This window comes from Vibrio sp. YT-18 (assembly GCF_033337345.1).
GTDB lineage: Bacteria > Pseudomonadota > Gammaproteobacteria > Enterobacterales > Vibrionaceae > Vibrio > Vibrio alginolyticus.
This window is the reverse complement of sequence record NZ_JAWOQO010000003.1, coordinates 250,908-275,893: the sequence shown is the minus strand read 5'-3', so window position 1 is coordinate 275,893 and position 24,986 is coordinate 250,908. Positions and strand designations below refer to the sequence as shown.

18 protein-coding genes are annotated in these 24,986 nt (G+C 45.6%); 7 read left to right on the top strand and 11 right to left on the bottom strand.

Annotation, left to right across the window (positions count from 1 at the left end; all coding sequences use genetic code 11):
* Positions 1-5: 5 nt before the first annotated feature.
* Positions 6-377 carry a hypothetical protein gene (locus tag R7M72_RS05940; protein ID WP_017634450.1) on the bottom strand — a complete coding sequence of 124 codons (372 nt, stop codon included), beginning with the start codon at positions 375-377 and terminating at the stop codon, positions 6-8.
* A gap of 7 nt (positions 378-384) precedes the next feature.
* Entirely contained in the window at positions 385-693 is a 309-nt protein-coding gene (locus R7M72_RS05935; RefSeq protein ID WP_005374871.1) for a monooxygenase, read from the bottom strand.
* A 109-nt stretch (positions 694-802) separates the two neighbouring features.
* Between R7M72_RS05935 and R7M72_RS05930 the strand changes: the two genes are divergently transcribed.
* From R7M72_RS05930 to R7M72_RS05920, 3 genes are all read left to right on the top strand, one after another.
* A complete protein-coding gene (locus tag R7M72_RS05930) occupies positions 803-1,693 on the top strand; it encodes a LysR family transcriptional regulator (RefSeq protein ID WP_053303900.1) in 891 nt (296 codons plus the stop codon).
* Between the two features lie 280 nt (positions 1,694-1,973).
* Entirely contained in the window at positions 1,974-3,239 is a 1,266-nt protein-coding gene (locus R7M72_RS05925; RefSeq protein ID WP_315957333.1) for a DUF1835 domain-containing protein, read from the top strand.
* Between the two features lie 389 nt (positions 3,240-3,628).
* Entirely contained in the window at positions 3,629-4,933 is a 1,305-nt protein-coding gene (locus R7M72_RS05920) for a dicarboxylate/amino acid:cation symporter (RefSeq protein ID WP_017820133.1), read from the top strand.
* A 104-nt stretch (positions 4,934-5,037) separates the two neighbouring features.
* Here the strand turns inward: R7M72_RS05920 and R7M72_RS05915 are convergent, their stop codons facing one another.
* From R7M72_RS05915 to R7M72_RS05900, 4 genes are all read right to left on the bottom strand, one after another.
* On the bottom strand, positions 5,038-5,412 hold the full coding sequence (locus R7M72_RS05915) for a YkvA family protein (RefSeq protein ID WP_047102406.1): 375 nt from the start codon (positions 5,410-5,412) through the stop codon (positions 5,038-5,040).
* 212 nt (positions 5,413-5,624) lie between these two features.
* The gene (locus tag R7M72_RS05910) at positions 5,625-6,749 is read right to left on the bottom strand and encodes a M20 family metallopeptidase (RefSeq protein ID WP_315957335.1); all 1,125 of its coding nucleotides are present in this window, start codon (positions 6,747-6,749) and stop codon (positions 5,625-5,627) included.
* 9 nt (positions 6,750-6,758) lie between these two features.
* Positions 6,759-7,226: a YjiG family protein gene (locus R7M72_RS05905; RefSeq protein ID WP_315957336.1), complete on the bottom strand. Its 468-nt coding sequence runs from the start codon at positions 7,224-7,226 to the stop codon at positions 6,759-6,761.
* A complete protein-coding gene (locus R7M72_RS05900) occupies positions 7,226-7,966 on the bottom strand; it encodes a nucleoside recognition domain-containing protein (RefSeq protein WP_005437881.1) in 741 nt (246 codons plus the stop codon). The genes R7M72_RS05905 and R7M72_RS05900 overlap by 1 nt, the downstream gene beginning before the upstream one ends.
* A 451-nt stretch (positions 7,967-8,417) precedes the next feature.
* Between R7M72_RS05900 and R7M72_RS05895 the strand changes: the two genes are divergently transcribed.
* Positions 8,418-8,705 carry a hypothetical protein gene (locus R7M72_RS05895; protein WP_049872671.1) on the top strand — a complete coding sequence of 96 codons (288 nt, stop codon included), beginning with the start codon at positions 8,418-8,420 and terminating at the stop codon, positions 8,703-8,705.
* A 96-nt stretch (positions 8,706-8,801) separates the two neighbouring features.
* The gene (locus tag R7M72_RS05890; protein WP_025768635.1) at positions 8,802-9,518 is read left to right on the top strand and encodes a DsbA family protein; all 717 of its coding nucleotides are present in this window, start codon (positions 8,802-8,804) and stop codon (positions 9,516-9,518) included.
* A 69-nt stretch (positions 9,519-9,587) separates the two neighbouring features.
* On the opposite strand, the gene R7M72_RS05885 is transcribed toward R7M72_RS05890, so the two are convergent.
* The 5 genes from R7M72_RS05885 to R7M72_RS05865 all read right to left on the bottom strand — a co-directional run bounded on the left by R7M72_RS05885 (position 9,588) and on the right by R7M72_RS05865 (position 19,867).
* Positions 9,588-11,648: an alpha-amylase gene (locus R7M72_RS05885; RefSeq protein WP_315957337.1), complete on the bottom strand. Its 2,061-nt coding sequence runs from the start codon at positions 11,646-11,648 to the stop codon at positions 9,588-9,590.
* Positions 11,649-11,828: 180 nt separating this feature from the next.
* Positions 11,829-12,503, bottom strand: coding sequence for a monofunctional biosynthetic peptidoglycan transglycosylase (gene mtgA / locus R7M72_RS05880; protein ID WP_054865800.1), 675 nt, complete (start codon positions 12,501-12,503; stop codon positions 11,829-11,831).
* Positions 12,504-12,639: 136 nt separating this feature from the next.
* A complete protein-coding gene (gene glgB, locus R7M72_RS05875; RefSeq protein ID WP_374214566.1) occupies positions 12,640-14,832 on the bottom strand; it encodes a 1,4-alpha-glucan branching protein GlgB in 2,193 nt (730 codons plus the stop codon).
* Positions 14,833-15,115: 283 nt separating this feature from the next.
* A complete protein-coding gene (malQ, locus tag R7M72_RS05870) occupies positions 15,116-17,296 on the bottom strand; it encodes a 4-alpha-glucanotransferase (RefSeq protein ID WP_005374838.1) in 2,181 nt (726 codons plus the stop codon).
* Positions 17,297-17,413: 117 nt separating this feature from the next.
* The gene (locus R7M72_RS05865) at positions 17,414-19,867 is read right to left on the bottom strand and encodes a glycogen/starch/alpha-glucan phosphorylase (RefSeq protein WP_005374836.1); all 2,454 of its coding nucleotides are present in this window, start codon (positions 19,865-19,867) and stop codon (positions 17,414-17,416) included.
* A gap of 734 nt (positions 19,868-20,601) precedes the next feature.
* Between R7M72_RS05865 and malT the strand changes: the two genes are divergently transcribed.
* Together malT and R7M72_RS05855 are read left to right on the top strand one after the other, a co-directional pair.
* Positions 20,602-23,310, top strand: a complete 2,709-nt coding sequence (malT, locus tag R7M72_RS05860) for an HTH-type transcriptional regulator MalT (RefSeq protein ID WP_005374834.1) — start codon at positions 20,602-20,604, stop codon at positions 23,308-23,310.
* A 578-nt stretch (positions 23,311-23,888) separates the two neighbouring features.
* Positions 23,889-24,806: a DUF368 domain-containing protein gene (locus R7M72_RS05855; protein WP_031778872.1), complete on the top strand. Its 918-nt coding sequence runs from the start codon at positions 23,889-23,891 to the stop codon at positions 24,804-24,806.
* The last annotated feature ends 180 nt before the right edge of the window (positions 24,807-24,986 follow it).

The following is a 24,986-nucleotide window of genomic DNA, read 5'->3' as shown; positions in this document are numbered from 1 at the left end:
TTTTTCTATTGCACTCTTAATTGCTTGTACGTAATCAAACTAAGCAAGACAAAGAATATTGGGTCACTCCAACCAAAACCGACAAATACTCCGATAATGCCGGCATAGGTAGTAATCACTGCCCCTAAGCCATTAGTAATCAATAATGCTTTAAACAGCTGTTTCGCAGTATGCCCTGATTCCACATTACGTAACATCAAACTCACCGCTGCGATTCCACCTAAAAAGATCGAAGTATGCTGCGATAAAAACAGCGCGTACTGGTCGTTAATTTGTACTCCATACATCGGCCACATTATGGTTGGTACAAAAAACAACGCAAAAGCGAATACCGTATATACGACACCATGAACGGTTAGAAAAGTGCGGTTGGTCATCATCTCCTTATCCTCTAATAGGCCCTTGATTGAGCGTCGTTAACGGCACATTGATATCGAAAATTTGACCTCGTACTTCGACTACGCCCATTTTTCGTAAGCGTGCGGCATGCATTTCGAGATAAGCTTGCGCCGTGGCTTCATCTTCAAAAAGATAGATACCACCACCGAGTTTGTCTTTTTCGCTTTCCGTCCAGATTTTCCAAATCATGCCCGGCTCTTGGTTAATCGACTTAGCTAAGTCGACCAGAGCATTCGACATCTCGTCACCAAACGGACCATGAAATTCAAAATCAACTTGCAATAATTTCGCCATCTTGAGTCTCCTCTTCTTATTGACTCGTTTTCGATGACAAGATTATTACCTTTATAAAACTGACAGAAAAGTTCATAATTTCGCCATTAACTGTCTAAAAAATTGACTCATGAGACTAAAAACGACCTTAGAACAATGGCAAACGCTACAAGCGATTAATCAAGAAGGCAGCATTCAATCCGCAGCTTTACTGCTCAACAAGAGCCATACCACATTGATCTACTCGGTGAGGAAGTTAGAAGACCAACTTGGTATTCAACTTATCGAAGTACGAGGGCGCAAAGCGGGTTTGACAGAGCACGGCAAAACCATACTGCGTCGTGCACAATCCATGCTTGAACAAGCGCGGGAACTAGAAGTCATCAGCGAGCAGTTAAAAAGTGGGGTGGAATCTCAAATCACGGTCGCAGTAGATCATCTTTGTGACCCTTGTTGGCTTTATGCACCACTCAGTCAATTTTTGGAGGACAACAACACGACCTCCGTTCAAGTGGTTGAAACGTCACTGAGCAAAACAACCGAAATGGTCGTAAATGAGCTCGCTGACATCGCAATCATCAACTTACCGATAACCAACTACTCTGCCGAAGCATTTGGCGTAACAACCATGCTGCCTGTAATCGCAGCACACCATCCACTCGCTAAAAAGCCGCATGTTTCCATCGACGATTTTGCAACCACCAGCCAAATTGTCATCCGTGACTTAGGCAATTCAGACAAAACGAAAAGAGATGTGGGTTGGTTACGCGCACGTCAGCGTATTACCGTCGATAACTTCGACCACGCTTTTCACGCCGTAGAGCAAGGCGCTGGATTTTGTCGGCTACCAGCGCACTTAGTCGCAGCCCGCAAGAGCGATAAAATTAAAGTATTGGAGATCGAACACTCCCATCAATATCAAGTTGCGCTGCACCTCACTTTACCCAAAGGAGCCAAAAGTGGTCCTGCGACTCAAGCGCTTTATCGTACTTTACTCAAAAGTGTAGAAACTCGAGTCTAGCAACAGTGGTATTGAGTTGAATCGCTAGTGTTATCGCCTATTGATTCTCCCTAAATATAGAGAAACGGCCATTTTGTAACGCTACACTCTCACAAAAGGTTGCACGAAGGATAGCGACCACCTACTATCACTCTGCTCATGCCTAAAGCACCCAACACTCGCGGAAAGAACTCGGTTCACGGCAATATCCTCACCTGCTTGGTTTAGCAGGCACAATCTGTTTTTACCTTCTTTTTAGCTTCTATATAGGCGAGTGTGGAAGAGATAAGAAAGGTGAAATATGAACTCTACAAATAGCTTCTCGATCAATATCAATCAGCAAAAATCCATTGCTAAAAAAAGGCTCAAAGCTATCCGCCTATACGATGACGCCACGTTGGAGTTAGTTAAGCGATTTCACTCCAAACCAGAATCTTTGGCTCCCAATACAATTCAATTGGCTGACGTTCAACATGCACTCGCAAGAGAACTGGACTTATCCAGTTGGAGTAAACTAAAAGCTCATGTCGAAGAGCTAGAAGCGCACAAACTAGCCATCAAAGAACAAAAACCGCCCCTAGATGCAAAAGTAAAAACGCTACACGTTCGTTGTGGCCACGACATTCAACAACAACTTAAAGCCAGCGGATTTGAAGGGACATTTTTAGCCCTGATCGATCCGCTTTGTATTGGCCCCATACCAGCAACACCACAGAACTTCCTTGCCATTCGTGCCCAATATGTCGTAGAGACTCTGCTGCCTGTGATGAAGCGTGAAGACTCGGTTCAAGATATAGTCACATTGGAACAATCAAACCTCGATCTGTTGCAAAGTGATGTATTTGAACGAATCGTCTTTTGGGTCGAACATGACAGTTATGATCAATTGATGCTAATTCGTGCTCTAACACAGTTAGAGAATGTAGAGAATAAAGTGATAGAGATCATTGAGTTGAACCAGTTCCCGGGCACTGAACGATTCATCGGCTTTGGGCAGTTGCCTGAAGAAGCTATTCGTTCTTGTTGGCGATACCGTAAACCTGTGACAGCAAAATTATTCAGTCAGGCTAAACGGTGTTGGCACGCTATTACATCACCGACACCTATTTCCATAGTTAATTTGATTCAGCAGCATAACCTGGATTGCTTGCCCAATATATCCAACGTGCTTAAACGCCATTTGCAAGAGTTACCTAATTCACAAACTGGATTGAGCTTGACACAACACCTCGCACTAAAGGTCTTGAGCTCGCAAAATCGTTCAATTCCCATCAAAGATTGGTTTGAGCAATATCAACAACTAGAACCTCTTCCTTACCTAGGAGACGTGATGTTTTACGCGTTACTCCTCCCTCTAGCACAGTGTCAAACACCTTTGATCACGATTGAGCCACGTGAAAGGCACTGGTGGGAACAAAGCGTCCGTATCACTGAGGCTGGCAAGCAGTGTTTGGAAGGCTTAATACGAGCGAAACAATGCTATTGGGTTGGAGGGATTAAAAATACCAGTCAAAGTTATTGGAGCTGGGATCACCTCCAACTAACTACACTTGCCAACCATCATTGAGTTGACAAATATGAAAGCATAAAGGGTTCGTTGGCTCTGATGAACACTCAATACTAAATTATCCCTAAAGAAGCGACCGCTAGCCTGAATTTAACTTAAATAGTTATGCAGAAATGCATCCACTCCAAGAGAGTATGCACTCTATCTCTTATTAAAATTTATTGTAAATCCTCTTTGTTATCGGTTGTATATTCGATAAAAGTGTTAAAATACAAACTTTTCATCCGGCCAATTCGTTAATATTTGGTTAAAATCCCATTTTTATTAGTGATAAGGTTCACATCTATTAACCATTTAGAGGATTATTCTTTCGTATTTTCTCACTCCGCTGCTAATCTGCTCGCCGCTTTGAAGTGAACTCAAGGTGCATAACTATAAGGAGTGTTCTCATGAATACCAAGAAACCGATGTCGCTTACCAGCCGCGTAATTTTAGGTATGGTTGCGGGTATCTTGACAGGATTTGCAATTCGCACACTTTTTGCCGACAACGGATTTGTCGACGCATACATTGTTAATGGATTATTCGAAGTTGGTGGACAGATCTTCGTTGCCAGCTTAAAAATGCTTGTTGTACCGCTAGTATTTGTTTCGTTAGTTTGTGGTACTAGCTCTCTCAAAGACCTCTCTACACTGGGTCGCATGGGCGGTAAAACCCTCGCTTTCTACGTTACGACAACAGCTATCGCGATTACGCTTGCTCTAACTATGGGTACTCTATTCCAGCCAGGGGCAGGGGCAGATCTAACGGCAGCAAGTTCATTCAAATCAGCCGAAGCGCCATCTTTAGGTCAGGTGATCATCGATATGTTCCCGACCAACCCAATCAGCGCAATGGCAGAAGGTAAAACTCTGCAAGTTATCGTGTTCGCCGTGCTATTCGGTATCGCGATCAGTGCAGCGGGTAAACCAGGCGAACGCATCGCAGCATTCTTCTCTGATCTGAATGAAGTGATCATGAAACTGGTCGCGATTTTGATGAACTTGGCGCCTTATGGGGTGTTCTTCTTAATGGCGAAGCTATTTACTGGTCTTGGTCTGGGCGCGATCGTCAATCTGGCAGAGTACTTCTTAGTACTGGCTGGTACGCTTGTCCTACACGGTCTAGTTACTTACAGCTTAATGTTAAAAGGTTTCACAGGTCTAAACCCAATTACGTTCCTACGTAAGATGGAAGACGCGATCATGTTTGCTTTTTCTACAGCATCATCGAACGCGACGATTCCAGTGACAATGGAAACAGCAAAGCACCGCATGGGTGTTGAGAACCGTGTATCATCGTTCACAGTACCACTTGGTGCAACCGTGAACATGGACGGTACGGCGATCATGCAGGGCGTAGCAACTGCGTTTATTGCTCAAGCTTTCAATATTGATTTAACTATGGGCGATTACCTAATGGTTATCATGACGGCAACTCTGGCGTCTATCGGTACCGCAGGTGTTCCTGGTGTGGGTCTTGTCATGCTTGCTATGGTATTGAACCAAGTTGGTCTGCCGCTTGAAGGCATCGCGCTCATCATGGGTGTTGACCGTCTTCTTGATATGATTCGTACCGCGGTAAATATCACTGGTGATAGTGCTGTGACCGTCATCGTTGCGAAATCAGAAGGTGCATTGGATGAAGCTCGCTTCAACGACCCAATGGCAGGCGTAGCCGAAGAAGAAGTGCATCTGAAGCGCGCTGACGCCTAAATCGTTCTACGATTACCATCCTGAAATTATATAGTCCTGTCTAAAAGAAAACCCCGATGGAAACATCGGGGCTTTTGTTTTCTCCGCGTCTAGAAATGCTCTTTCTAATCCACCATCGAATTCAGCTTTTCTCTCGCTTGTTCTTCATGCTCGTCGGTGATGGCATTGCCGACCGAGTTCGCCGCCAGAGTCAGTGCCGCCATATCATCGGTAAAACCGACGCCAGCTAGTACGTCTGGCACCATATCTGTTGGTAGGACGAAGTAAGCCAGCGCGCCACCTAAAATAGCCTTGTGGCGAACAGAGGTGTTGGAATCTGCCATCGCGAGCCATGATTTTATGCCCATTACGGCAATTTCTTCACCCGCTTTCTTAACCGACCCTTTCATTTTTCGCCAGAATGTTTTCTCATCTGGCGCTTGCATCGTTTGATCTTTGGCGTCTTTCGGCGCCGATTTTACAGACATTGTTGTGGTCATCGTTGCCTCCGAAATTTATGACTATGTCCAACATATTAATAAATCGAACCTGAACGCAAGATTAATAACAAGAAATGATAGTAAAGTGAAACACAGATAGAAAAATCCCCAAACCGAAGTCCGGGGATTATTGCCTTGGAAACAAAAAGTCTTGGAAAACAAAAGTTTTGAAACCAAAAGCTTTGGGAGCCAAGCTTTAGAAGCAAAATGCCTTATTGAGCAATCTTCTCCAGTACACGCATCAGCATTTTGATACGTGGTTCGATAGACTCAAGCAACAAGTACTCTTGATCACTGTGGAAGCCTGCACCGATAGGCCCTAGACCATCCAAAGTTGGAACGCCAAGAATTGCCGTATTGTTTGCATCAGAGCCACCACCGACTTCTTTCCAGTTGATGTCGATCGCCAGTTCACTTGCGGCTTCTTCAACTAATGTCATTAAGCTTTCTGTTTGTGGGCTTGGCACCATAGAAGGCTTATAGGCTTCACGAACCAACTCAATGCTCACGCCATCAACGAATGGTGTTTCCAGCATGCCATTTAGCTTGCTATCGACATCATCGTATTCTTCGTTGCTCCAGAAACGCACATCCACGATCGCTTCAGCATGTTCCGGAACTATGTTCGCACCGTTACCGCCAGAAACAATACCGACGTTCAACGTGGTACCAGAGTCAAAGTTGGTCATTGCATTGACAGCCAGAATCCAATTTGCCATCTCAGTGATTGCGCTGCGACCGTTTTCTGGCTCGTTACCTGCGTGAGCAGCAACGCCATTAAAGGTCATTTTGTAGCGAGCCATGCCTTTACGCGCTTTCACTAAACCACCGTCTGCACGTGCTGCTTCTGCAACCAGTACATTCTTAGCGTTTTTCGCAACTGATTGAATCCAATCCACAGAATCCAGAGAGCCTGTCTCTTCATCTGGGTTCATGCAGATAGCGATAGATAACTTATCCAACACAGCTTGGTCTAGATTACGCATCGCGTACACGATGTTCAGCAAACCAGATTTCATGTCAGACACACCTGGACCGTACGCTTTCTCTGCATCTTGAAACATTGGACGAAGCTCAGCGGTACCCACAGGGAACACCGTATCCATGTGACCAATTAGCATCACATCGATTTGCTCAGCTTCCGGCTTATTTCGAACTTCAAGACCAACACCCGCTTTGCCACAGTCGATGCGTTTTACGCTCCAACCTGACATCGCTTGGTACTTCTCTTCAAATTGAGAAGCGATAAACTCGATACCATCAGTCGTGTAAGTGCCACAATCCACATTAATCAGCGGACGTAGCTCTTCTAGATATTCATTTAGAGAGAATTGCATGACTCACTCCTAGACAAACAGATTCATCACCAGCATTGCGCCAAACGCGTTCAATACTGAGATTGCAATCATAACGGGGATGTAAAGACCTTCAGTACCAATTGGCCCCATGATACGACCCATGTACTGAACTTGAGAGCCCATTAGGTAGATAGCAGGTGCAAGAATCGCAATGTGCGTACCGTTTAGGATGCCTTGGTCAAACAGCGTGATCACTACACCAACCGCACCGCCCATCGACATCCAAGCGCCGATCAATACCGCTGCCGCTTCACCCGGAAGACCAAACACCGCCATGATTGGAGAAAACACCGTGCCCATCAGATCCAGCGCACCAGTGATTTGCAGCGCTTTGATGATAACGAACGCCATCAATACGTTAGGAACCGTAGAGGTAGTCGCAATCACCCAACCTTTCTTAGCACCTTCGACGAAGATATCCGTCACCATTGGTTTTTTCGCTTTAACGTCACCCATTATGCCGTCTCCTCTTTTAAGTTCTCTGATTTGTTTTGGTCTTGCTTGTCTTCTTTACCTTCCGTCATGTTCAGGTAGATACGGAACAGGTTCGCGCCGATGATCTTAAATGCGAACATCACCACAACTGCTAAACCAATAGAAGACGTTACTGCTAGAGAGCCGTCAGCCATCGTCAGTGTGAACAGCACAGCACCCGATGAGAAGAAGTTCACGATGGTTGCACCTGCAGTGAACTGGAACATGGTAAATACGTCCGTTTCACGCTTAGTTAGGTGACCTTCATCTTTTAGCTGACGCGTCATTGCCGCACCTGCATCGGTACTTTGTAGAGAAGCAATTAAAGCCAGACCAGAGTTACCAGGGATGCCCATTAGAGGACGTAGAAGAGGAGTAAGAAGCTTACGAGCTGCTTCAAGTGCACCGTAGTGCTCAAGTACGTTGATCATACCTAAGGCGAACATAACAGTTGGAATCAAAGTAAGTGCGAAAATGAAACCGTCGCGAGCACCGCTACCGCCAGTACCGCGGAAAGAGGTAGTCGCAGCTTGTACCGCGCCATCCGCACCTTCCGTTACGCCGTAAGCCACTTTACCGAAAGAGCCATTAAGCGTTGTAAAGTCGAATACACCGTACCATTCGTTAGATTGCATCAGACCAGAAAAGAACACAACCGCAAACGCGAGTGCAATGTAACACCCGATCGTCACCTTGCGTTCAGCATGAACAGGGCTTGTCATAAATTCACCTATGTATGTGGAACAGAACGCATAGATGATCCCTTGAACGACGTGCTAGAGAGATGATCAAAATCAATCCATTTACCGAACAATCATGTCACTCAATTATGAAGTTTTATTTTATGATTTTAATCACATTTAAAAGATAATAAATATTTATGACCAAGATAAGGTAGATTTATCTAACTCACTGCGAATCCTATCCATTAACAAAACAAACCAAAGTTATGAACAAGTTTGTTATTAGCCACACCTTCGACGTGCTTCATGGTTTGTTGCTTATTTGAGATTTCTTGACCAAAAATTAACAAAAGTTCCGTGTAATTTATTTTAGGGTGGTTCGGTCATATGTAAACGGCATAAACCAGAATTAACAGGACTATACGACCCATTGTTACGCTCACAATATAAAATAGCCAAATGGACACTCGCCCTCGTGCTTTGGGTGGTGATGATATGCTTAAGCCAAAATTCTGGTTTCTCGAAAAGCTGCCCGAAGGCTCACCAAATACAGAGTCAGCAAGATGAGAGTGTGAATTTATCACCATCTTGCGACCTTTCAGAAAAGCTGGTTCAAGCGTACCAACATCAGTTTGATCATATTCTTATTCCATTTTTTCTGTTTGCTTTGATTGTGGCGCTGCCGATGACAACCACAGCAATTCGTTATCTGGAATACACAGAACCGATACCGGAAAAGTATCGGGTTCACCTAAAACTTTGCGTGTTTAGAGAATAAAGCCAGCAAGGCGAGAGACCTTTCTGCCTGACTTTTGTACATATTTTATTCACTTCACATAACAAACAACGAAATTTAAAAGTTTTAGGAAATATTATGACATTCACTCGTACACTTTTGGCGTTAACGATGGCTATCGTATCTGCCGTATCTTTCGCATCAGAAAAGACCGCAGAACAAAAGCTAGAGGAAGTTACTCAGATACTAAAAGAAAACCCTCAAATTCTTGATTCATTGCACCAAAACCTTCAAGAGTACATTGCATATCAACAGTCATTTGGCGACACCTTGAAGGAGGTTCGTCAATATCTAAGTGATGGCAAACATTCCTCTTTTGGTGCTGAAAACCCTGAGTTAACCATTATTAACGTAACAGACTACAGCTGCCCTTTTTGTAAACGTTTAGAAGGAGAGCTGGTCAAAGTTGGTAAGGAATATCCGCAGGTAAAAGTGCTTAACCTCAATGTCTCTTTTAAAGAACAATACGAGAAAAACGGCTACAACTCGGCAAGTTACGCATTAAATGTTTGGCAAAACCAGCGAGATAAGTACGAACAAGTGCATGAGTTATTGGTGAAAAAACCGGGCGCACATGACGCACGTTCCTTAAATCAAATCGCGAAAAAAACGGGGACAGAAGCGCAGCTTGTCGACGACAAAGAGACCAAGGCGTTGCTTGATAAAAACTATCAGTATTTCACGCAACTTGGTTTACGCGGCACGCCTGCGTTGATCATTAATGATCAAGTCATTCCTGGCTATGTGCCGTTTGACGAGCTAGAAAAAGTCATCGACCAAGAACTGGCGAACTAAAACAACAAAGCCCTTCCCTGATAACTCAAGGAAGGGCTTTTTCTATCTAGGCTTAAAACGAAGTTCTAACTACTTTTCGCGACCCACAAACGCCACAATGACTTTGTCATTGCCAAGCGAGCGAGAGAACACGTACGCGCCTTCTTGTTCAATCACGTGATGCTGACCCGCACCAATCGCTGGGTGCGCTTTACGGAACTGACCAAGAGTTTGCCAGTGTTTGAGCAGCGCTTGCTTCTCATCAGATAGCTTCCATACCATGTCAGAACGAGTGCCTTGGTGGAAATCGTCCGCGTAAGGACCAATGTTACGACCAACTTCATCACCATAGTAAACCTGAACAGCACCAGGGCTCAGAAGCAGTGCATTCGCGGCGTTACGCTGCATGCCGTAATCTTTGAAGCGAGAGAAGAACAGCTCGGTATCGTGAGAAGACATGTAGCTCACTGGGTTGAAGTCTTTTTCATTGGCGATAGTATCTGCGTAACTTTGGTAGGTGTCTGCCATTTGGCTGAAACACGCCGCGCCTTTGTCTAACTTCTTCTGCATGTCGAAGTTAATCAACGCATCAAAGCCATCGTCAAAGTAAGGACTGCGATATGCGGTATGTCCCCATACTTCACCCATCATCCAGAATGGCTGACCTGACTTACCATTCTCTTTGCGCCACTGCTCAAGACTGCTTGAAGCCTCTTCTTTCAAGCGTTTCCACACATCGCCTTCAACGTGCTTCACCGTATCGACACGGTAACCATCAATGCCAAAGCGTTTCACCCAATCAGTTTGCCACTCAATTAGGTAGTCCGAGACGGTGTAATTGTCGCGCGCCTCTACGCGAGTACCAGGGTTATCCAATAGCCACTGCGCTGGCTTCACAGCTTTGTCTGATTCGGTGATAAAGTCAGGTAACCCCGCCAATGACATAGTGATATCACTGCTGCCCGGAGCTGGGTATCCCGGTAGACCTGTTCTTACCCAGTCACCGCCCCACCATTTCGACCAGTTTGGACTCTGGTAATCAATATTCTGGTGATAGCTATGCCAATTTTCACCCGCTTTTGGTTTCCAATCCCCCCATTTCTTAGGTAGGTCAGCGTTTGGTTTTAACACCTCAATACCGTCAAATTGCAAATCGGCTAGCGTTGAGTAACCGGTGTGGTTGATTACTGCGTCCATCAAGACTTTAAGGCCACGTTTGTGTGCCTCTTCCACCAGCTTTTTCAGATCATCTTCGTTACCGAAGTTCTCATCAATCTTGGTGAAATCACGCGTCCAGTAACCGTGGTAAGCGTAGAATGGGAATGAGCCGCTATCACCGCCGCCAACAAAACCATGCACTTGCTCAACGATTGGCGACAACCAAATCGCATCTGTACCTAGGCTCTTTATGTAATCTAGCTTTTCGATCACACCTTTTAGGTCACCACCGTGAAAGGTACCAATCTCTTCTTTACCGTCTTTCTTGCGACCATAGCTGTTGTCATTGCTCGTATCAGCATTATTGAAACGGTCGACCATCACGAAGTAAATGTTGGCATTGCGGTAATCAAACGGCACTGCTTCTTTGGTTTTCTTCACTGGCTCTAGTAGCACCAAACCGCCTGAATCTTTGCTTGGTGTCAGCGATACTTGCTGATCTTTTACTTCGACCATCTGACCAGAATAGGCATCACGCAACTTGGTGCCATCGGGGAAACTGTCACCCAGCGCGATGGTGACTTCGCCGCCTTGGTAAACCTCACATTGCACTTGTGGGATTGGGCGTTTAAATTCTGTCTTGGCAGCTTTCTTAGGCTCTCGCTTGAAGCGTAGAGTTTTGGCTTCCGCATCAAAAGCAAAAGAGTAATCGCCAGTAAAACGGATTTTTAAAGGCAGTTCTGTTGGCTTTCCACAGTTCAGCGCGATAGGTTTGTTGAATTTGACCTTCTGACCATCAGGCGCGACACAGTCGCCTTCAATACCCGTGATTTTGAGCGTGTATCCGTCTTTGGTTAAGGGCACAACCAAAGGCTGCTCTGCACTTAACGGAAAGTCACGGCTGTTGGTCGTGGTAGCAATGGTGATGTTTGGCTCGGCGATGGCACTTGCCGATGCAAGCAATAAGGTAGTCGTAATCAGATTCAGTTTCATCGTTCAGTCCATTGGTTGCGCATAGGCGCAGTATTCGTGTTGTAGTTTTATTCACACTAATAGTAAATGGATGAAAAACTGAGCACATCATTCTGAAAAGCTACGCCCTAAAGCTTGTGACGCTTCACATTTTGCTTTTATGGGGGCGTAGTTCTACTTATGAGCAGGGTAAAAAGGAGTTTAAAGCTGAACGCTACCAAGGTTACGCATTTGTCTCATCGCCCAATTGACGCGGCTGATGGTGTAAGAAGTCTGAGGGTAAACTTTGATGCGATACGGATTTGGCAGCACCACCGCAAGCCTTGCTGCTTGGCGTGTTGAAAGTTGTTTAGCAGGAATACCAAAGTAGTTTTGCGCAGCGGCTTCCGCGCCATAAATACCTGGACCAAACTCCACCACATTCAAATACACTTCAAGAATGCGTTTTTTACTCCACATTGCTTCCATCAGCAGAGCAAAATAAAGCTCATACGCTTTGCGCACATAAGAGTGTGAAGGAAACAGAAACACGTTCTTTGCAGTTTGCTGAGTAATCGTGCTCGCACCGCGAGAGGGACCGTTCTCGCCAGACTCTGAGATCACTTTAAACAAGGAATCAAAATCCACTCCGTAATGGGTCGGGAACTTTTGATCTTCTGTCGCAATCACGGCCAGTTGAATGTGTTTAGAAATATCACTCAAAGGCACCCATTCATTTTGACTCTCTTCAGGAAATCCTTCAGGAGGAGAAATCATGCGGCTGATCTTCCATCCCCAAATTGGTGGATCGATGTATTTCACTATGCCAACGAGCATCACTGGTAAAAGCAAAAGCACCAATAAGATATTGAACAGAAGGGATTTAATCTTTCTCAAAGTCCGACCTAGCCTGATTTAATAAAACAATATGATGCAAGTATAGAGTATGCAGTCTGTTTATCGTTAGTGAAAACTTGGTCAAAAAAAGCCCGATTTACAATGTAAAACGGGCTTAGAATTTGATTAGACTAAATTATTTGTGCAGCTTGTAGAACACGGTTGAAAGTGGAGGCAAACGAAGCTCAAGTGATTGAGGCAGTGATTCACTTTCGACTTGTTCCGTTTTCACACTGGTCAGCATTTTAAAATCGCTTCCGCCGTATTTGCTGTCGTCCGTGTTCAGTAGCAGTTCGTATTGACCTGCATTTGGAACACCTAAACGGAAACGCTCGTGTGGTACGGGCGTAAAGTTGGTGATGATCAGAATACGCTCACCTTCTTTACTAATACGCTCGTGCGCTAGGATGCTCGCATCCGCTTCGTCTTGTAGACGCCACTCAAAACCAGCAGGAACACAATCTTGATCGTGCATCGCCGCTTCATTTCGGTACAAGTGGTTCAAATCTCGCATCAGCTTTTGAACGCCTTGATGACGCTCGTATTCTAGCAAGAACCATTGCAACTGATCATCGTGGTTCCACTCCGCCGTTTGACCGATTTCCGCGCCCATGAAGTTCAGCTTTTTGCCCGGTTGACCATACATATAACCGTAGTATGCTCTTAGGTTTGCGGTTTGCTGCCATTCATCGCCCGGCATCTTGTTGTGAATAGAGCCTTTGCCGTACACCACCTCGTCGTGAGAGAGAGACAAGACGTAGTTCTCGCTGTGCGCATAAACTAGCGGAAATGTGATGGTATTGTGGTGGTATTTGCGGTGAACAGGATCTTCTTTGATGTATGAAAGACTGTCGTGCATCCACCCCATATTCCACTTGAAGCCAAAGCCTAAACCACCCATAAAGGTTGGCGCAGACACACCCGGAAACGCCGTTGACTCTTCCGCAATCGTCATCGCATTCGGGAAGTGCTTGTACACTTCTTCGTTCATCCATTTTAAGGTTGCGATTGCGTCGTAGTTTTCGTTGCCACCATCAACGTTCGGGACCCACTGATCGTGGCTACGTGAATAATCGAGATAGAGCATCGACGCAACAGCATCGACACGAATGCCATCGATATGGAATTGTTCAAACCAGTACAGCGCATTCGAGACAAGGAAGCGACGTACATGTTCACGGCCTAAATCGTAAATGTAGGAGTTCCAATCTTGGTGCCAACCGCGACGAGGATCTGGATCATGGAACAGAGGCGTACCATCAAAGTTAGCTAAACCATGATCATCCGATGGGAAATGCGCAGGAACCCAATCCAGCACAACACCGATGCCTGCTTGGTGACACGCATCCACGAAGAATTTGAAATCATCAGGGGAGCCAAAGCGGCTAGTTGGCGCAAACAAGCCAACGGGTTGATAGCCCCATGAACCGTAGAATGGATGCTCAGACACAGGCATCAGTTCAACGTGGGTGTAGCCCATATCCACAAGGTATGGCACCAACTGCTCCGCGAGTTCGCGGTAGTTCAGGAAATCACCGTTCTCGTCGCGCTTCCATGATCCAGCATGTAGCTCGTAAAACGATAACGCTTCATCACGCTTTTGTGTCACTGCACGGTTTTGCCATTTCGCATCTTGCCATTGGTAACGCTTGTGATCGTAGGTAATGGATGCGAACGATGGGTATTGCTCAGAGTAGAAACCCCAAGGGTCTTGTTTGTGTGGCAACCCTTCCCCATTTGGCCCTTTGAGCTCAAATTTGTATTGTACCCCCTCTTCCAAACCAGGAATGAATAGGCCCCAGATACCGTAGTCTAAGCGTTGCATTGGATGACGACGGCCATCCCATTGGTTGAAGCAACCCACAAGGCTAACAGCCGATGCGTGTGGTGCATAAACAAGGAAACGAACACCGGAAATGTTTTCACCGCCACGTTCTAGCGTGACAAAGTGTGCGCCCATGTAGTGATACATGTCTTTTGGCGTATGCAGATGCTCGTACTCTTGGTAGATATTGTGGTACTGGTACGGGTCATCAATAATTTGTTCAACACCATTCCAATCGACCGCTAAACGGTAGTGGGTCAGGTGTAAATCGCGTTGCTCTTTTAAGATGAAACCGCTGTCGCCATCACGCTCAAGCGCCACGCGAGGTTCACCATTAACAAGCAGTTCAACCTTGTTTGCGCCCGGCATCCAAACTCTCAGCGAAGCTTCGTCGTCAATGAAAGGACCCAGCGCCGCAAATGGATCTGAGTAAGCCGCCTCAGCAAGCAGTTCGTATGCGCGTTCGTGTTGTTTCTTTATTTTCTTGGTTTTAGTGGTTTTCAAATCTTTCTCCCTAGAGCCAACATCCTTTTCAAGACCAGAGATCTGAATCAAACATCGGTTTCTCCACAGCCAACGTTGTGAACTCACAAAAAGACTCCGCTTCTCACGTTCGTTGCGTAAACGGCGTCAAAATACAAAAATGCCCGCTATTGTCGCGGGCATAATAACGGTACTTCATCCTAACGGATTGTGTTTTAGGAATGAGTGACCTAGACGGAACTTTCGTACCTCTGAGCTAACAAAATTGGTAATCAGCTCGTCCATCTACGTCACTCTAGGCATCTTACTTACTCGCCTGTGCGCGAACTTCAGTAAGGCGTTTAGAAATACGATTCACATCTTCACGGCTGAAGATTTCATCTAGGTTCATCGACAATTTACGACGCCAGTTTGGATACTCATCCACCGTGCCAGGAATGTTGACCGGTTGATCCATTTCTAGCCAGTCTTCAAGCTGAACGCTAAGCAGTGCAGAGTCACCCGCGGCTACGTGCAGTTGCAGCGCTTCGCTTAGGTATGAATCCATTGGCACGTACTGAGCATCATGACCAATGCCTTCTGGCAAATAGCCATGCCAGCGAACGCTGTCTAGAATGCCTTGTTTGCACTTCAAGCGGTCAGCGAATAGGCCTTCCAATTGCTGTTCATCAGGGTACAGACCAATCTCACGCCCCATCTTCAAGTCATCACAGTGCCAGAAACCACGTAGTGTTGGCATATCGTGCGTACACAGCGCAGCCATAGATTGCTCAGCGTAGTGCTTCGGAGAAATAAAGCCACCGTCGTCTTTTGATGTTTCGAAGAAGAAGACTTTGTACGAGTGAACACCGGCGTCACGAAGGATATCAACGATTTCATCAGGTACAGTACCCAAGTCTTCACCGATTACAGAACACTGATGACGGTGAGATTCCAACGCTAGGATTGCTAGCATGTCTTCCACTGGGTAGTACAGGTATGCGCCTTCTGTCGCTTTCTCGCCTTTTGGAATCCACCAAAGGCGAAGCAGGCCAAGTACGTGGTCGATACGCAATGCACCACAATGCTTCATGTTAGCACGTAGCAATTTGATGTAAGCGTCGTAGCCAGTCGCTTCTAAAACCTGAGGGTTAAGCGGAGGCAGACCCCAGTTTTGGCCTAGTGGACCAAGTACATCTGGTGGTGCACCGATGCTTGCATCCAATACTAGCGCGCCTTCATCAGCCCATGTTTCGCTGCCTGAATCTGCAACACCAACCGCAAGGTCGCGGTACAAACCCACAGCCATGCCTTTTTCTTCGGCTAGCGCTTGCGCTTCTTTGATTTGATCGTCTGCGATCCATTGCAGGTACATGTACAAGTGAACACGATCTTGGTTGTCCTTAATGTACTTCTGAGTACCGGCTGCGTCGAATGTGCGGTATTTCTCAGGGAATACTGGCCAGCCCCACATGTTTGCATCTTCTGCATGTAAATCAGCATGAAGTGCATCGAATGCAGCTTGGTGTAGCAAGCTGTCGCCGCCTTTTTCAACAAAGTCCAAGAAGGCACGAGCGCGATCAGTGTTCTTGTCTAAATGGCGAGCTTTAAACTCACTGAATAGCAACGGAAGAACGCTCATTTTTAGTTGCGAAACTTCGGTGTAATTCACCCAATGAGAGTCTCGCGCTTTTTGTAAACGTTGTTGGAACTCTGCACTACCGACACGTTGTTGTGCTTCTGCACTTAGCGCGAACTCAGGTACAGAGCTTACGTCGATGTACATGATGTTCAACCAACGACGAGAAGACGGGCTGTATGGGCTTGCCCCTTCTGGATTCGCAGGGAACAGCGAGTGAATAGGGTTCAAGCCAATGAAGTCACCGCCACGAGAGGCAATATCACTCACCAGTTGTTTTAGGTCGCCAAAATCACCGATGCCCCAGTTATGCTGAGTACGCAGTGTGTAAAGCTGGATACTAGGACCCCATAGCTTTTTGTGTTGGTTTAGATCGTCTTGTTTGAAACACGCTTTCGGCGTAATGATCAATGACATCTCGTAAGGTGTTTTACGACGCTTACGACTGATGATCAGTTTGTGATAACCCCAAGCCAAGTTCTTTGGCAATGCAAACACTAGAGGGCCACCCTCAGCACGCTCATCACGAACAATTTGGGACTGAAGATAGCCTTCAAGTACCTCTCCTTGTTCTGTTTCTAAACGCCAGCTGAATTCACTCTCACGAGCACTCGTACCTAGGTTTAGTTCCACTTCGACTGGTTCGCCGTCGCGTAAAACAAGAACAGGGGCTAGTACGTCTTTTTTATGTTTCTTTTCAGCAGAAGCCAGTAGTTTTTCATCACTGCTAGTATCGTAGCCAAGCGAAGCGAGCAAGCGGCGTAGCGTCTCCTCAGACACTTTCGCCTCATCTCCCCAAGCACTGACATAGCTATCAGCCAATCTCGCCATTTCCGCGACTTTCTTTAATGCTGTTTGTTCTTTCATCGCTTTCTCCGAAGGTAATACCAACACCTTCCATGTAGGGTTTTATTGTTATCAATAACTTCTTTTGGAAAATGACCAAAGGTAGCGCTTGGCTACCTTGGTCTTAACTAGGTTCTATTAGCGTTTCACCGCTTCAAGTTTCCAGATATTGTTCACGTAGTCGCGGATTGAGCGGTCTGACGTGAACTTGCCAACAAGGGCGGTATTAAGAATGGCCTTCTTCGCCCAGCCAGCTTGATCTTTATATTGTTCGCTCATGTCTTCGTGCGCTTTCACGTAAGATGCAAAGTCCGCAAGACATAAGTACGGGTCACCGCCGTCTAGTAGGCTGTCGTATGTGGCACGCAGTAAGCCCGGTTGGCCTGGTGTGAACTCTTCACCCAATAGCAAGTCCATTGACGCTTTGAGTAAGTGATCCGCATTGTAGTAATCAAATGGGTTGTAACCTTGAGCTTTCAGCGCTTTCACACCTTCAACATCTAGACCGAAGATGTAGATGTTCTCATCGCCTACTTCCTCACGAATCTCAACGTTTGCACCATCCATTGTACCGATAGTTAGCGCACCGTTTAGCGCCATCTTCATGTTACCTGTACCTGATGCTTCTTTACCCGCTAGCGAGATTTGTTGAGAAACGTCAGCCGCAGGGATAATGATTTCAGCCATGCTCACGCGGTAGTCAGGGATGAATACCACTTTCAGCTTGTTACCGATGCGAGGATCGTTGTTCACCTTGTCTGCAATCTTGTTGATTGCGAAGATGATTTCTTTCGCTAGGTGGTAACCCGGTGCTGCTTTTGCTGCGAAGAACACAACGCGTGGCGTACACTCAAAACCTGGTTCATTAAGAATACGATGGTACAGAGACAGTACGTGTAGCAAGTCTAGATGCTGACGTTTGTACTCGTGCAGACGCTTGATTTGAACATCGAAGATTGCATTAGTATCGAGCTCGATACCCATGTTCTCTTTCACCCAAGTTGCTAGGCGTTCTTTGTTCTCTTTCTTCACTGCCATGAATTCTTTTTGGAATGTCGCGTCAGTAGCGTACTTCGCAATACCTTCAAGTTGCTCTAGTTTCGCTGGCCATTCTGGGCCGACTTTCTCAGTGATAAGCTGAGACAGACCTGGGTTACAGAACTTCAACCAGCGACGTGGCGTAATACCGTTCGTTACGTTGTGTAGACGTGTCGGGTACATTTCGTGGAACTCTGGGAATAGGTCTTTCTTAACCAATTCAGAGTGAAGTGCTGCTACACCGTTTACTGCGTAAGAGCCGATTACACATAGGTTTGCCATGCGAACCATGCGGTGGAAACCTTCTTCGATGATAGAAAGCTTCTGTTGCTTCGCGACATCACCCGGCCACATTGCACGTACGTCTTGTAGGAAGCGGTGGTTGATCTCGTAAATGATCTCCATGTGACGTGGTAGCAGGTGCTGGATTAGCGACTCTGGCCATGTCTCTAGTGCTTCTGGAAGTAGCGTGTGGTTGGTGTACGCAAATGTCTTAGAGCTGATTTCCCAAGCCGCTTCCCAAGCTAAACCTTTTTCATCCATCAGGATGCGCATTAGTTCAGGAATCGCAATCGTTGGGTGTGTATCGTTAAGCTGGATAGTCTCTTGCTTAGGTAGATCCGCTAGCGAGTAGCCCGCAGCTTCGTGGCGACGTAGGATGTCACGTACAGACGCTGCTGAGTGGAAGTACTGCTGCATTAGACGCAGTGTTTTACCTTTCTCGTGGTTGTCATTCGGGTAAAGCACTTTAGTGATGTTACCTGCGTCGATCAGTGCGTGCTGAGCTTCGAAGTAATCACCATTGTTAAAGCTTGCTAGTGAAAATGGTGCAATCGCCTGACATTCCCAAAGACGTAGCGGGTAAACCGTGTCTGATTCGTAACCCACAATTGGAAGATCCCAAGGCATTGCTCTTACTGTCATGCCTGGTACCCATTTGCGAACCTCTTTACCGTTCTCGTTAATCACTTCAACGTGACCGTAGAAACCGATCTCTTGCGCAAGTTCTGGACGCGCAATTTCCCAAGGGTAGCCTTCTACACCGCGCCATGCGTCAGGTGCTTCTTGCTGGCGACCATCTTTGAATGACTGTTTAAATAGACCGTATTCGTAATGTAAACCATAGCCGACAGTTGGGAATTCTTGTGCCGCACATGAATCCATGAAACACGCAGCCAGACGACCAAGGCCACCGTTACCCAATGATGGGTCGCGCTCTTCTTCTAGCAGATCAGTTAGGTTGTAACCCAGTTCAGCCATTGCTTCTGTTACTTGTTCATACAGACCCATGCTGATTAGGTTGTTACCCGTCAAACGACCGATAAGGAATTCTAGCGAAAGGTAGTTAACGCTCTTCGCACTTTTAATGCGTGGATCTTCTTCTGTCGCAAGCAAATCTAGAGTAGTAAATTCAGCCAGAGCATGCCCCATTGCTAGGTACCATGCGCGGCTGTCTGCGTTTTCAATCGTATGAGCGTAAGTTACAGATAGGTGTTTCTTTACGCTTTCTTGGAACGACTTCTTGTCAAATTGTTTTTGTTGAGTAGGTTTCATTACGAAATTCTCACGTCTTTTGGTAATTCATCTGCCATACATCGTGCATTTACCTCTGTGAATAAACATCCTCCTAATTCTCATCCTTTGAAGGAGGAGGGCTGAGGGCGTAGAGGGGGTACCATTGCTAGGTTAGTGATCCAAATCTCAACAAAGTGAACTTTGCACCAGTTCTTAGTGATTTTGATCACAATGGAATGTGAGAAAGGTTAAAACCCGTTCATGACGCTTTTTATAGTCCACTCATCTGATGATGTGAAAATTGTAATATCGGTCACATTAACTCGGTCAGCGTAGAAGAACTTTTCGTAATCTATGTGCAACGCGATCTTAACGCTAACGAAACAAACGATATTTAAGTGACGACAATCACAAATAAAGGGCGTAGTTGATGGTAAATCCATCAACCCTTGAGAATTAGGAAGTGGATCAAAGTAACGAACATTTCTGATGTCGTAACATCCCACTCAGCTCACAGGATTGTACGCTTTTTATACAAACTAGAATTAGGCGATGTGAGTTATTTCTAGTTTTAGCTAGCTTTTATATCTAAGTGACCGTATGGAATGGTTTTTCAGACGGACGCAAGCCCCAACAGTAGCGACATTATCCGGCATTCAAACAGTGTTTTTGATGCTGATGACATCATTCAGTAAGACGGCTTTCAAGGGGGCTTTACAAGAATGATCACGTTGCTGTCATTTGGGTATACATAAATAAGGACATAACTACTAATGTGGATTCCATCTAAGCTTACTCGACCAGGACGCCTGCACAATGCCATCGTGCGCCCACGAGTGTTGGACTTACTACAGCAAGCGCCTTACTACAAATTGGTTTTATTCCGATCCCCAGCAGGTTACGGAAAAACGACAATGGCAGCGCAGTGGCTATCCGATAAGCCAAACGTCGGTTGGTACAGCATTGATGACAGCGATAACGACGGCTTTCGCTTTGTAAACTATCTGCTTCAAGCATTAAACAAAGCCACCAACTTCAGTTGCGCTAACGCACAAAAACTGGCGGAAAAACGTCAGATCTCGTCTTTACGCTCCCTATTTAGCGAAGTATTCGCTGAAATGGCTGACTTTCATCAAGAGTGCTACGTGGTACTTGATGACTACCATTTAATCACGAATGATGAAATCCATGAATCCATGCGTTTCTTCTTAAAGCACATGCCAGACAACCTCACCGTTGTGGTAACCAGTCGTGCAGCGCCGCCTCTGGGCACTGCAAACTTACGTGTTCGTGATTTAATGATCGAAATCGGCAACGAGATGTTGGCGTTTGATACCGAAGAAACCACTCGCTTCTTTAACCAGCGTATCGCCGATGGTATTGATGAAGACATGGCGAACAGCCTAAGAACCTATGTTGAAGGTTGGCCATCGGCGATGCAGTTGATCGCATTACAAGCCCAACATCAAAACCGCACATTGGCACAAACTGTAGAGTCGGTATCGCAGTTCAATCACGCGCACTTGTGGGATTACTTGGTCGAAGAAGTGTTTGACTTACTCGATCACGAAACTCGTCACTTTTTAATGCAAGTATCCGTGCTTGACCACTTCAATGATGAGTTAGTGTTTGCCCTTACCCAACGCGAAGACGCACTGGGAATGATTGAATCGCTTAACCGTTACGGCTTATTTATTTACCCGCTCGAAGGGGAACAGAACTGGTTCCGGTTCCATAACTTATTTGGCGAGTTTTTATCTCATGAGCGCCAAGCTCGTATTCCTCAGCAAGAAAAAGATCTCCACCGCAATGCTGCTATCGCTTGGTTACAACAAAAAGCACCACACCAAGCGATTCATCATGCACAAAAATCGAATGATAAGGACTTAGTGGTAGAGATCCTAAACGAATTCGGCTGGAAGATGTTTAACCAAGGCGAACTCAGCACACTGGAAAGCTCAATTAACAAGTTGGACGATGATCTGTTGTTCAGCCACCCAAAACTTACGATGCTCCGAGCATGGTTGGCTCAAAGTCAGCATCGTTATAACCAAGTGGGCCACCTGCTTGAAGAAGCGGAAGAGGAACACAAAAAGCGTAACATTGCGTTAGATATTCATTATCAAGGTCAAGCAAACGCGTTGCTTGCTCAAGTGGCTATCAACAGTAACCAACCAGAAAAAGCTCTCGAATTAGCGGAGTTAGCGCTTAGCCAACTTGATAACACAATTTACCGTAGCCGAATTGTGGCGACTTCGGTTGTTGGTGAAGTTAACCACGTGCTAGGTAAACTAGACCGTGCTTTGCCGATGATGCAACAAACTGAAAAGCTAGCTCGTCAGTATCAGGTATATCACCAAGCGTTATGGGCAATATTGCAGCAAAGCGAGATTTTAATTGCACAAGGTTACGTGCAAGCTGCCTTTGAACTACAAGATTCCGCATTCCGTCTGATTGAAGATCAGCAGCTTCAGCATGTTCCTCTTCATGAATTTTTGCTGCGTATTCGCGCGCAAGTACTTTGGTGCTGGAACCGACTTGATGAAGCGGAAGAATGCGCGTACAAAGGTCTGCAAATTCTCGAAAACCATTCACCAAGCAAGCACTTACATAGCTATTCGATGTTGGCGCGTATTGCGATTGGACGCGGTGAATTAGACAAAGCAGGTAAATTCATTGAGCATATACAGCACTTGATGAAACAGTCGACTTATCACGTAGATTGGACTGCAAACGCTTCACTATCGTTGATTCTATTTTGGCAAGCGCGCGGGAATACCGATGCAATGCAAGAATGGCTCAACACTGCGGTTCGTCCTGAATCGGCATGCAACCACTTTTCTCAATTGCAATGGCGTAACATTGCTCGCGCCCACATTAACTTAGGCCAATATACCGACGCTCGTGCTGCGTTAGATTTTCTCCAAGGTGAAGCTCGTCGCACTAACCTAATCACAGATACTAATCGCAACTTAGTGGTTGAAGCGGTCCTTTCTGCTCGCCAAAAAGATGAGGAGCAAGCCAAGGCTCTGTTAAAAGAAGCATTAGTAATGACGAACCAAACTGGCATGGTCGGAAACTTCCTGATTGATGGTGCAACCATTGGCGGTCTGCTGGAGAAGTTGAGCCTCCGCCATGAACTGGGCGATCTTGAGCGTCACCGTGCTCAACAGTTAATGAAGGACATTTCATCGAATCAACGTAGCCGGTCGATTCACTTTGATGAAGACTTTATTGAAAAGTTGGTGAATCACCCTAATGTGCCAGAGCTAGTACGTACTAGCCCATTAACACAACGCGAATGGCAGGTTCTGGGGCTGATTTATTCAGGCTTTAGTAACGAGCAAATCGCACAAGAGCTGGATGTGGCAGGTACGACAATTAAAACCCACATTCGCAACCTGTACCAAAAGCTTAATATTGCTAATCGTAAAGAAGCCATTGTGACAGCTGAAAATTTGCTACAGTTAATGGGATACTGAACTGCTAGATAAACGGGTTAAAACGTAAAGTAAAACACAAGGGTTGACGTAACACGTCAGCCCTTTTTTATGACTGACAGAAAGAGAAGTGCAATTTGCAAAGCACGTAAGTAACGTTGTTCATATAAAAAAATAGCCAACCGCAATAATCGCGATTGGCTTATATTTAGTGTGAACAAATTGTATTCACTAACAACGTCAGTTGGCTAGGTGACCCTCGGCTTAAGAAGGGTCGAGCAGTATTATGCATTAATCATGCCAAAATGCAAAGACTTATTTTTGGGCACAAGATCTCATATAAGCTGGATTTATTCACGCGCAAATTATCAAAATGCAATTTTATAATGCAAATTGCAATTGCATAATGCAACCAAGATTGATAATTGATAGTAGAGTTAATCATCTCAAAAATGTAAACCAAGCATTAAAAGCTCGTTACGGCGGCATTGTCTCTTGGCGGGTAATAAAGATAGGCAATAGATTGGATATAAAACCAAGTAGTTACAGCACTATTTCATACTTTTTTCATCGCAATGTTTGTATACTCTCTGCCATCGAAACGACTTAGCATTAGAGCAATGAACTACTTAATTACTTTCTTCAAGGGAATCGCCATGGGTGCAGCAGATGTTGTACCTGGTGTATCTGGCGGCACCATCGCGTTTATCACTGGTATTTACGATACGCTGCTTGAAAGCATTCGACGCATTAACCCCTCACTTTTCTCTATCTGGCGAAAAGAAGGGGTTAAAGCCGCGTTTAATCACATCAACGGATTCTTCCTTATCGCTCTGTTTGCCGGCATTTTCACCAGTATTGCAACGCTAGCAAAGTTGATTACTTGGCTTCTTGACACACACCCGATCCCACTTTGGTCATTTTTCTTTGGTCTGATTTTGGTCTCTGTGTATCACATTATTCGTCAGGTTGAGCAACGCGATCTTGTCCGCTTTGTCATTCTGCTCGTTGGTGTCGGGTTTGCTTATAGTATTACTGTGCTCAAACCTTTACACATGGAACCAACGGCCATTAATACCTTATTCGCTGGAGCTATCGCGATTTGTGCGATGATCTTGCCGGGTATCTCTGGCAGTTTTATTTTGCTGCTGATTGGCATGTATGCTCCTGTATTAGCCGCAGTGAAAGGTTTTCAAGTCGATACATTAGCGCTATTTTTGTCTGGCTGCGTGATCGGTTTACTGTCCTTCTCTCACTTATTGTCGTGGTTACTACGCAAGTTCCGTGATTTCACCCTGATGTTTTTGACTGGATTAATGATTGGTACGTTGCCAAAGATTTGGCCATGGAAAGAAACCATCACTTGGCGCACCAATTCGAAGGGCGAACAAGTGCCATTGCTACAGCACAACCTATCACCATTTGAATTTGAACACGTGACATCACAACCTTCTCAGTTAGTACTTGCTGTCGTGATGATGCTTGCAGCCATTGCTCTGGTTTTAGGTCTAGAGAAATTCGCAGACTCAGATAAATAACTTTGGTATCAAACACATACTGAACCAAATAAAAACGGAGCCAATTGGCTCCGTTTTTATTTATTGGCTAAGGGCAAAACATCTCAATTGAAAACTCTGCTGTATTTGATGCAATAAAGTCCGTCGCGTTATAAGGAAGCTGGTCACCGAGGTATAACGCACAATTTACCGAGGTCACGA

Bases quoted from the DNA above. Each gene is read 5' to 3' on its own strand.
- malT (WP_005374834.1), top strand. From the start codon at position 20,602: ATGTGGATTCCATCTAAGCTTACTCGACCAGGACGCCTGCACAATGCC.
- R7M72_RS05890 (WP_025768635.1), top strand. From the start codon at position 8,802: ATGACATTCACTCGTACACTTTTGGCGTTAACGATGGCTATCGTATCT.
- R7M72_RS05865 (WP_005374836.1), bottom strand. From the start codon at position 19,867: ATGAAACCTACTCAACAAAAACAATTTGACAAGAAGTCGTTCCAAGAA.
- R7M72_RS05900 (WP_005437881.1), bottom strand. From the start codon at position 7,966: ATGACAAGCCCTGTTCATGCTGAACGCAAGGTGACGATCGGGTGTTAC.
- R7M72_RS05905 (WP_315957336.1), bottom strand. From the start codon at position 7,226: ATGGGTGACGTTAAAGCGAAAAAACCAATGGTGACGGATATCTTCGTC.
- R7M72_RS05920 (WP_017820133.1), top strand. From the start codon at position 3,629: ATGAATACCAAGAAACCGATGTCGCTTACCAGCCGCGTAATTTTAGGT.
- malQ (WP_005374838.1), bottom strand. From the start codon at position 17,296: ATGAAAGAACAAACAGCATTAAAGAAAGTCGCGGAAATGGCGAGATTG.
- R7M72_RS05855 (WP_031778872.1), top strand. From the start codon at position 23,889: ATGAACTACTTAATTACTTTCTTCAAGGGAATCGCCATGGGTGCAGCA.
- R7M72_RS05915 (WP_047102406.1), bottom strand. From the start codon at position 5,412: ATGACCACAACAATGTCTGTAAAATCGGCGCCGAAAGACGCCAAAGAT.
- R7M72_RS05930 (WP_053303900.1), top strand. From the start codon at position 803: ATGAGACTAAAAACGACCTTAGAACAATGGCAAACGCTACAAGCGATT.
- R7M72_RS05935 (WP_005374871.1), bottom strand. From the start codon at position 693: ATGGCGAAATTATTGCAAGTTGATTTTGAATTTCATGGTCCGTTTGGT.
- R7M72_RS05910 (WP_315957335.1), bottom strand. From the start codon at position 6,749: ATGCAATTCTCTCTAAATGAATATCTAGAAGAGCTACGTCCGCTGATT.
- R7M72_RS05925 (WP_315957333.1), top strand. From the start codon at position 1,974: ATGAACTCTACAAATAGCTTCTCGATCAATATCAATCAGCAAAAATCC.
- R7M72_RS05940 (WP_017634450.1), bottom strand. From the start codon at position 377: ATGACCAACCGCACTTTTCTAACCGTTCATGGTGTCGTATATACGGTA.
- R7M72_RS05895 (WP_049872671.1), top strand. From the start codon at position 8,418: ATGATATGCTTAAGCCAAAATTCTGGTTTCTCGAAAAGCTGCCCGAAG.
- R7M72_RS05885 (WP_315957337.1), bottom strand. From the start codon at position 11,648: ATGAAACTGAATCTGATTACGACTACCTTATTGCTTGCATCGGCAAGT.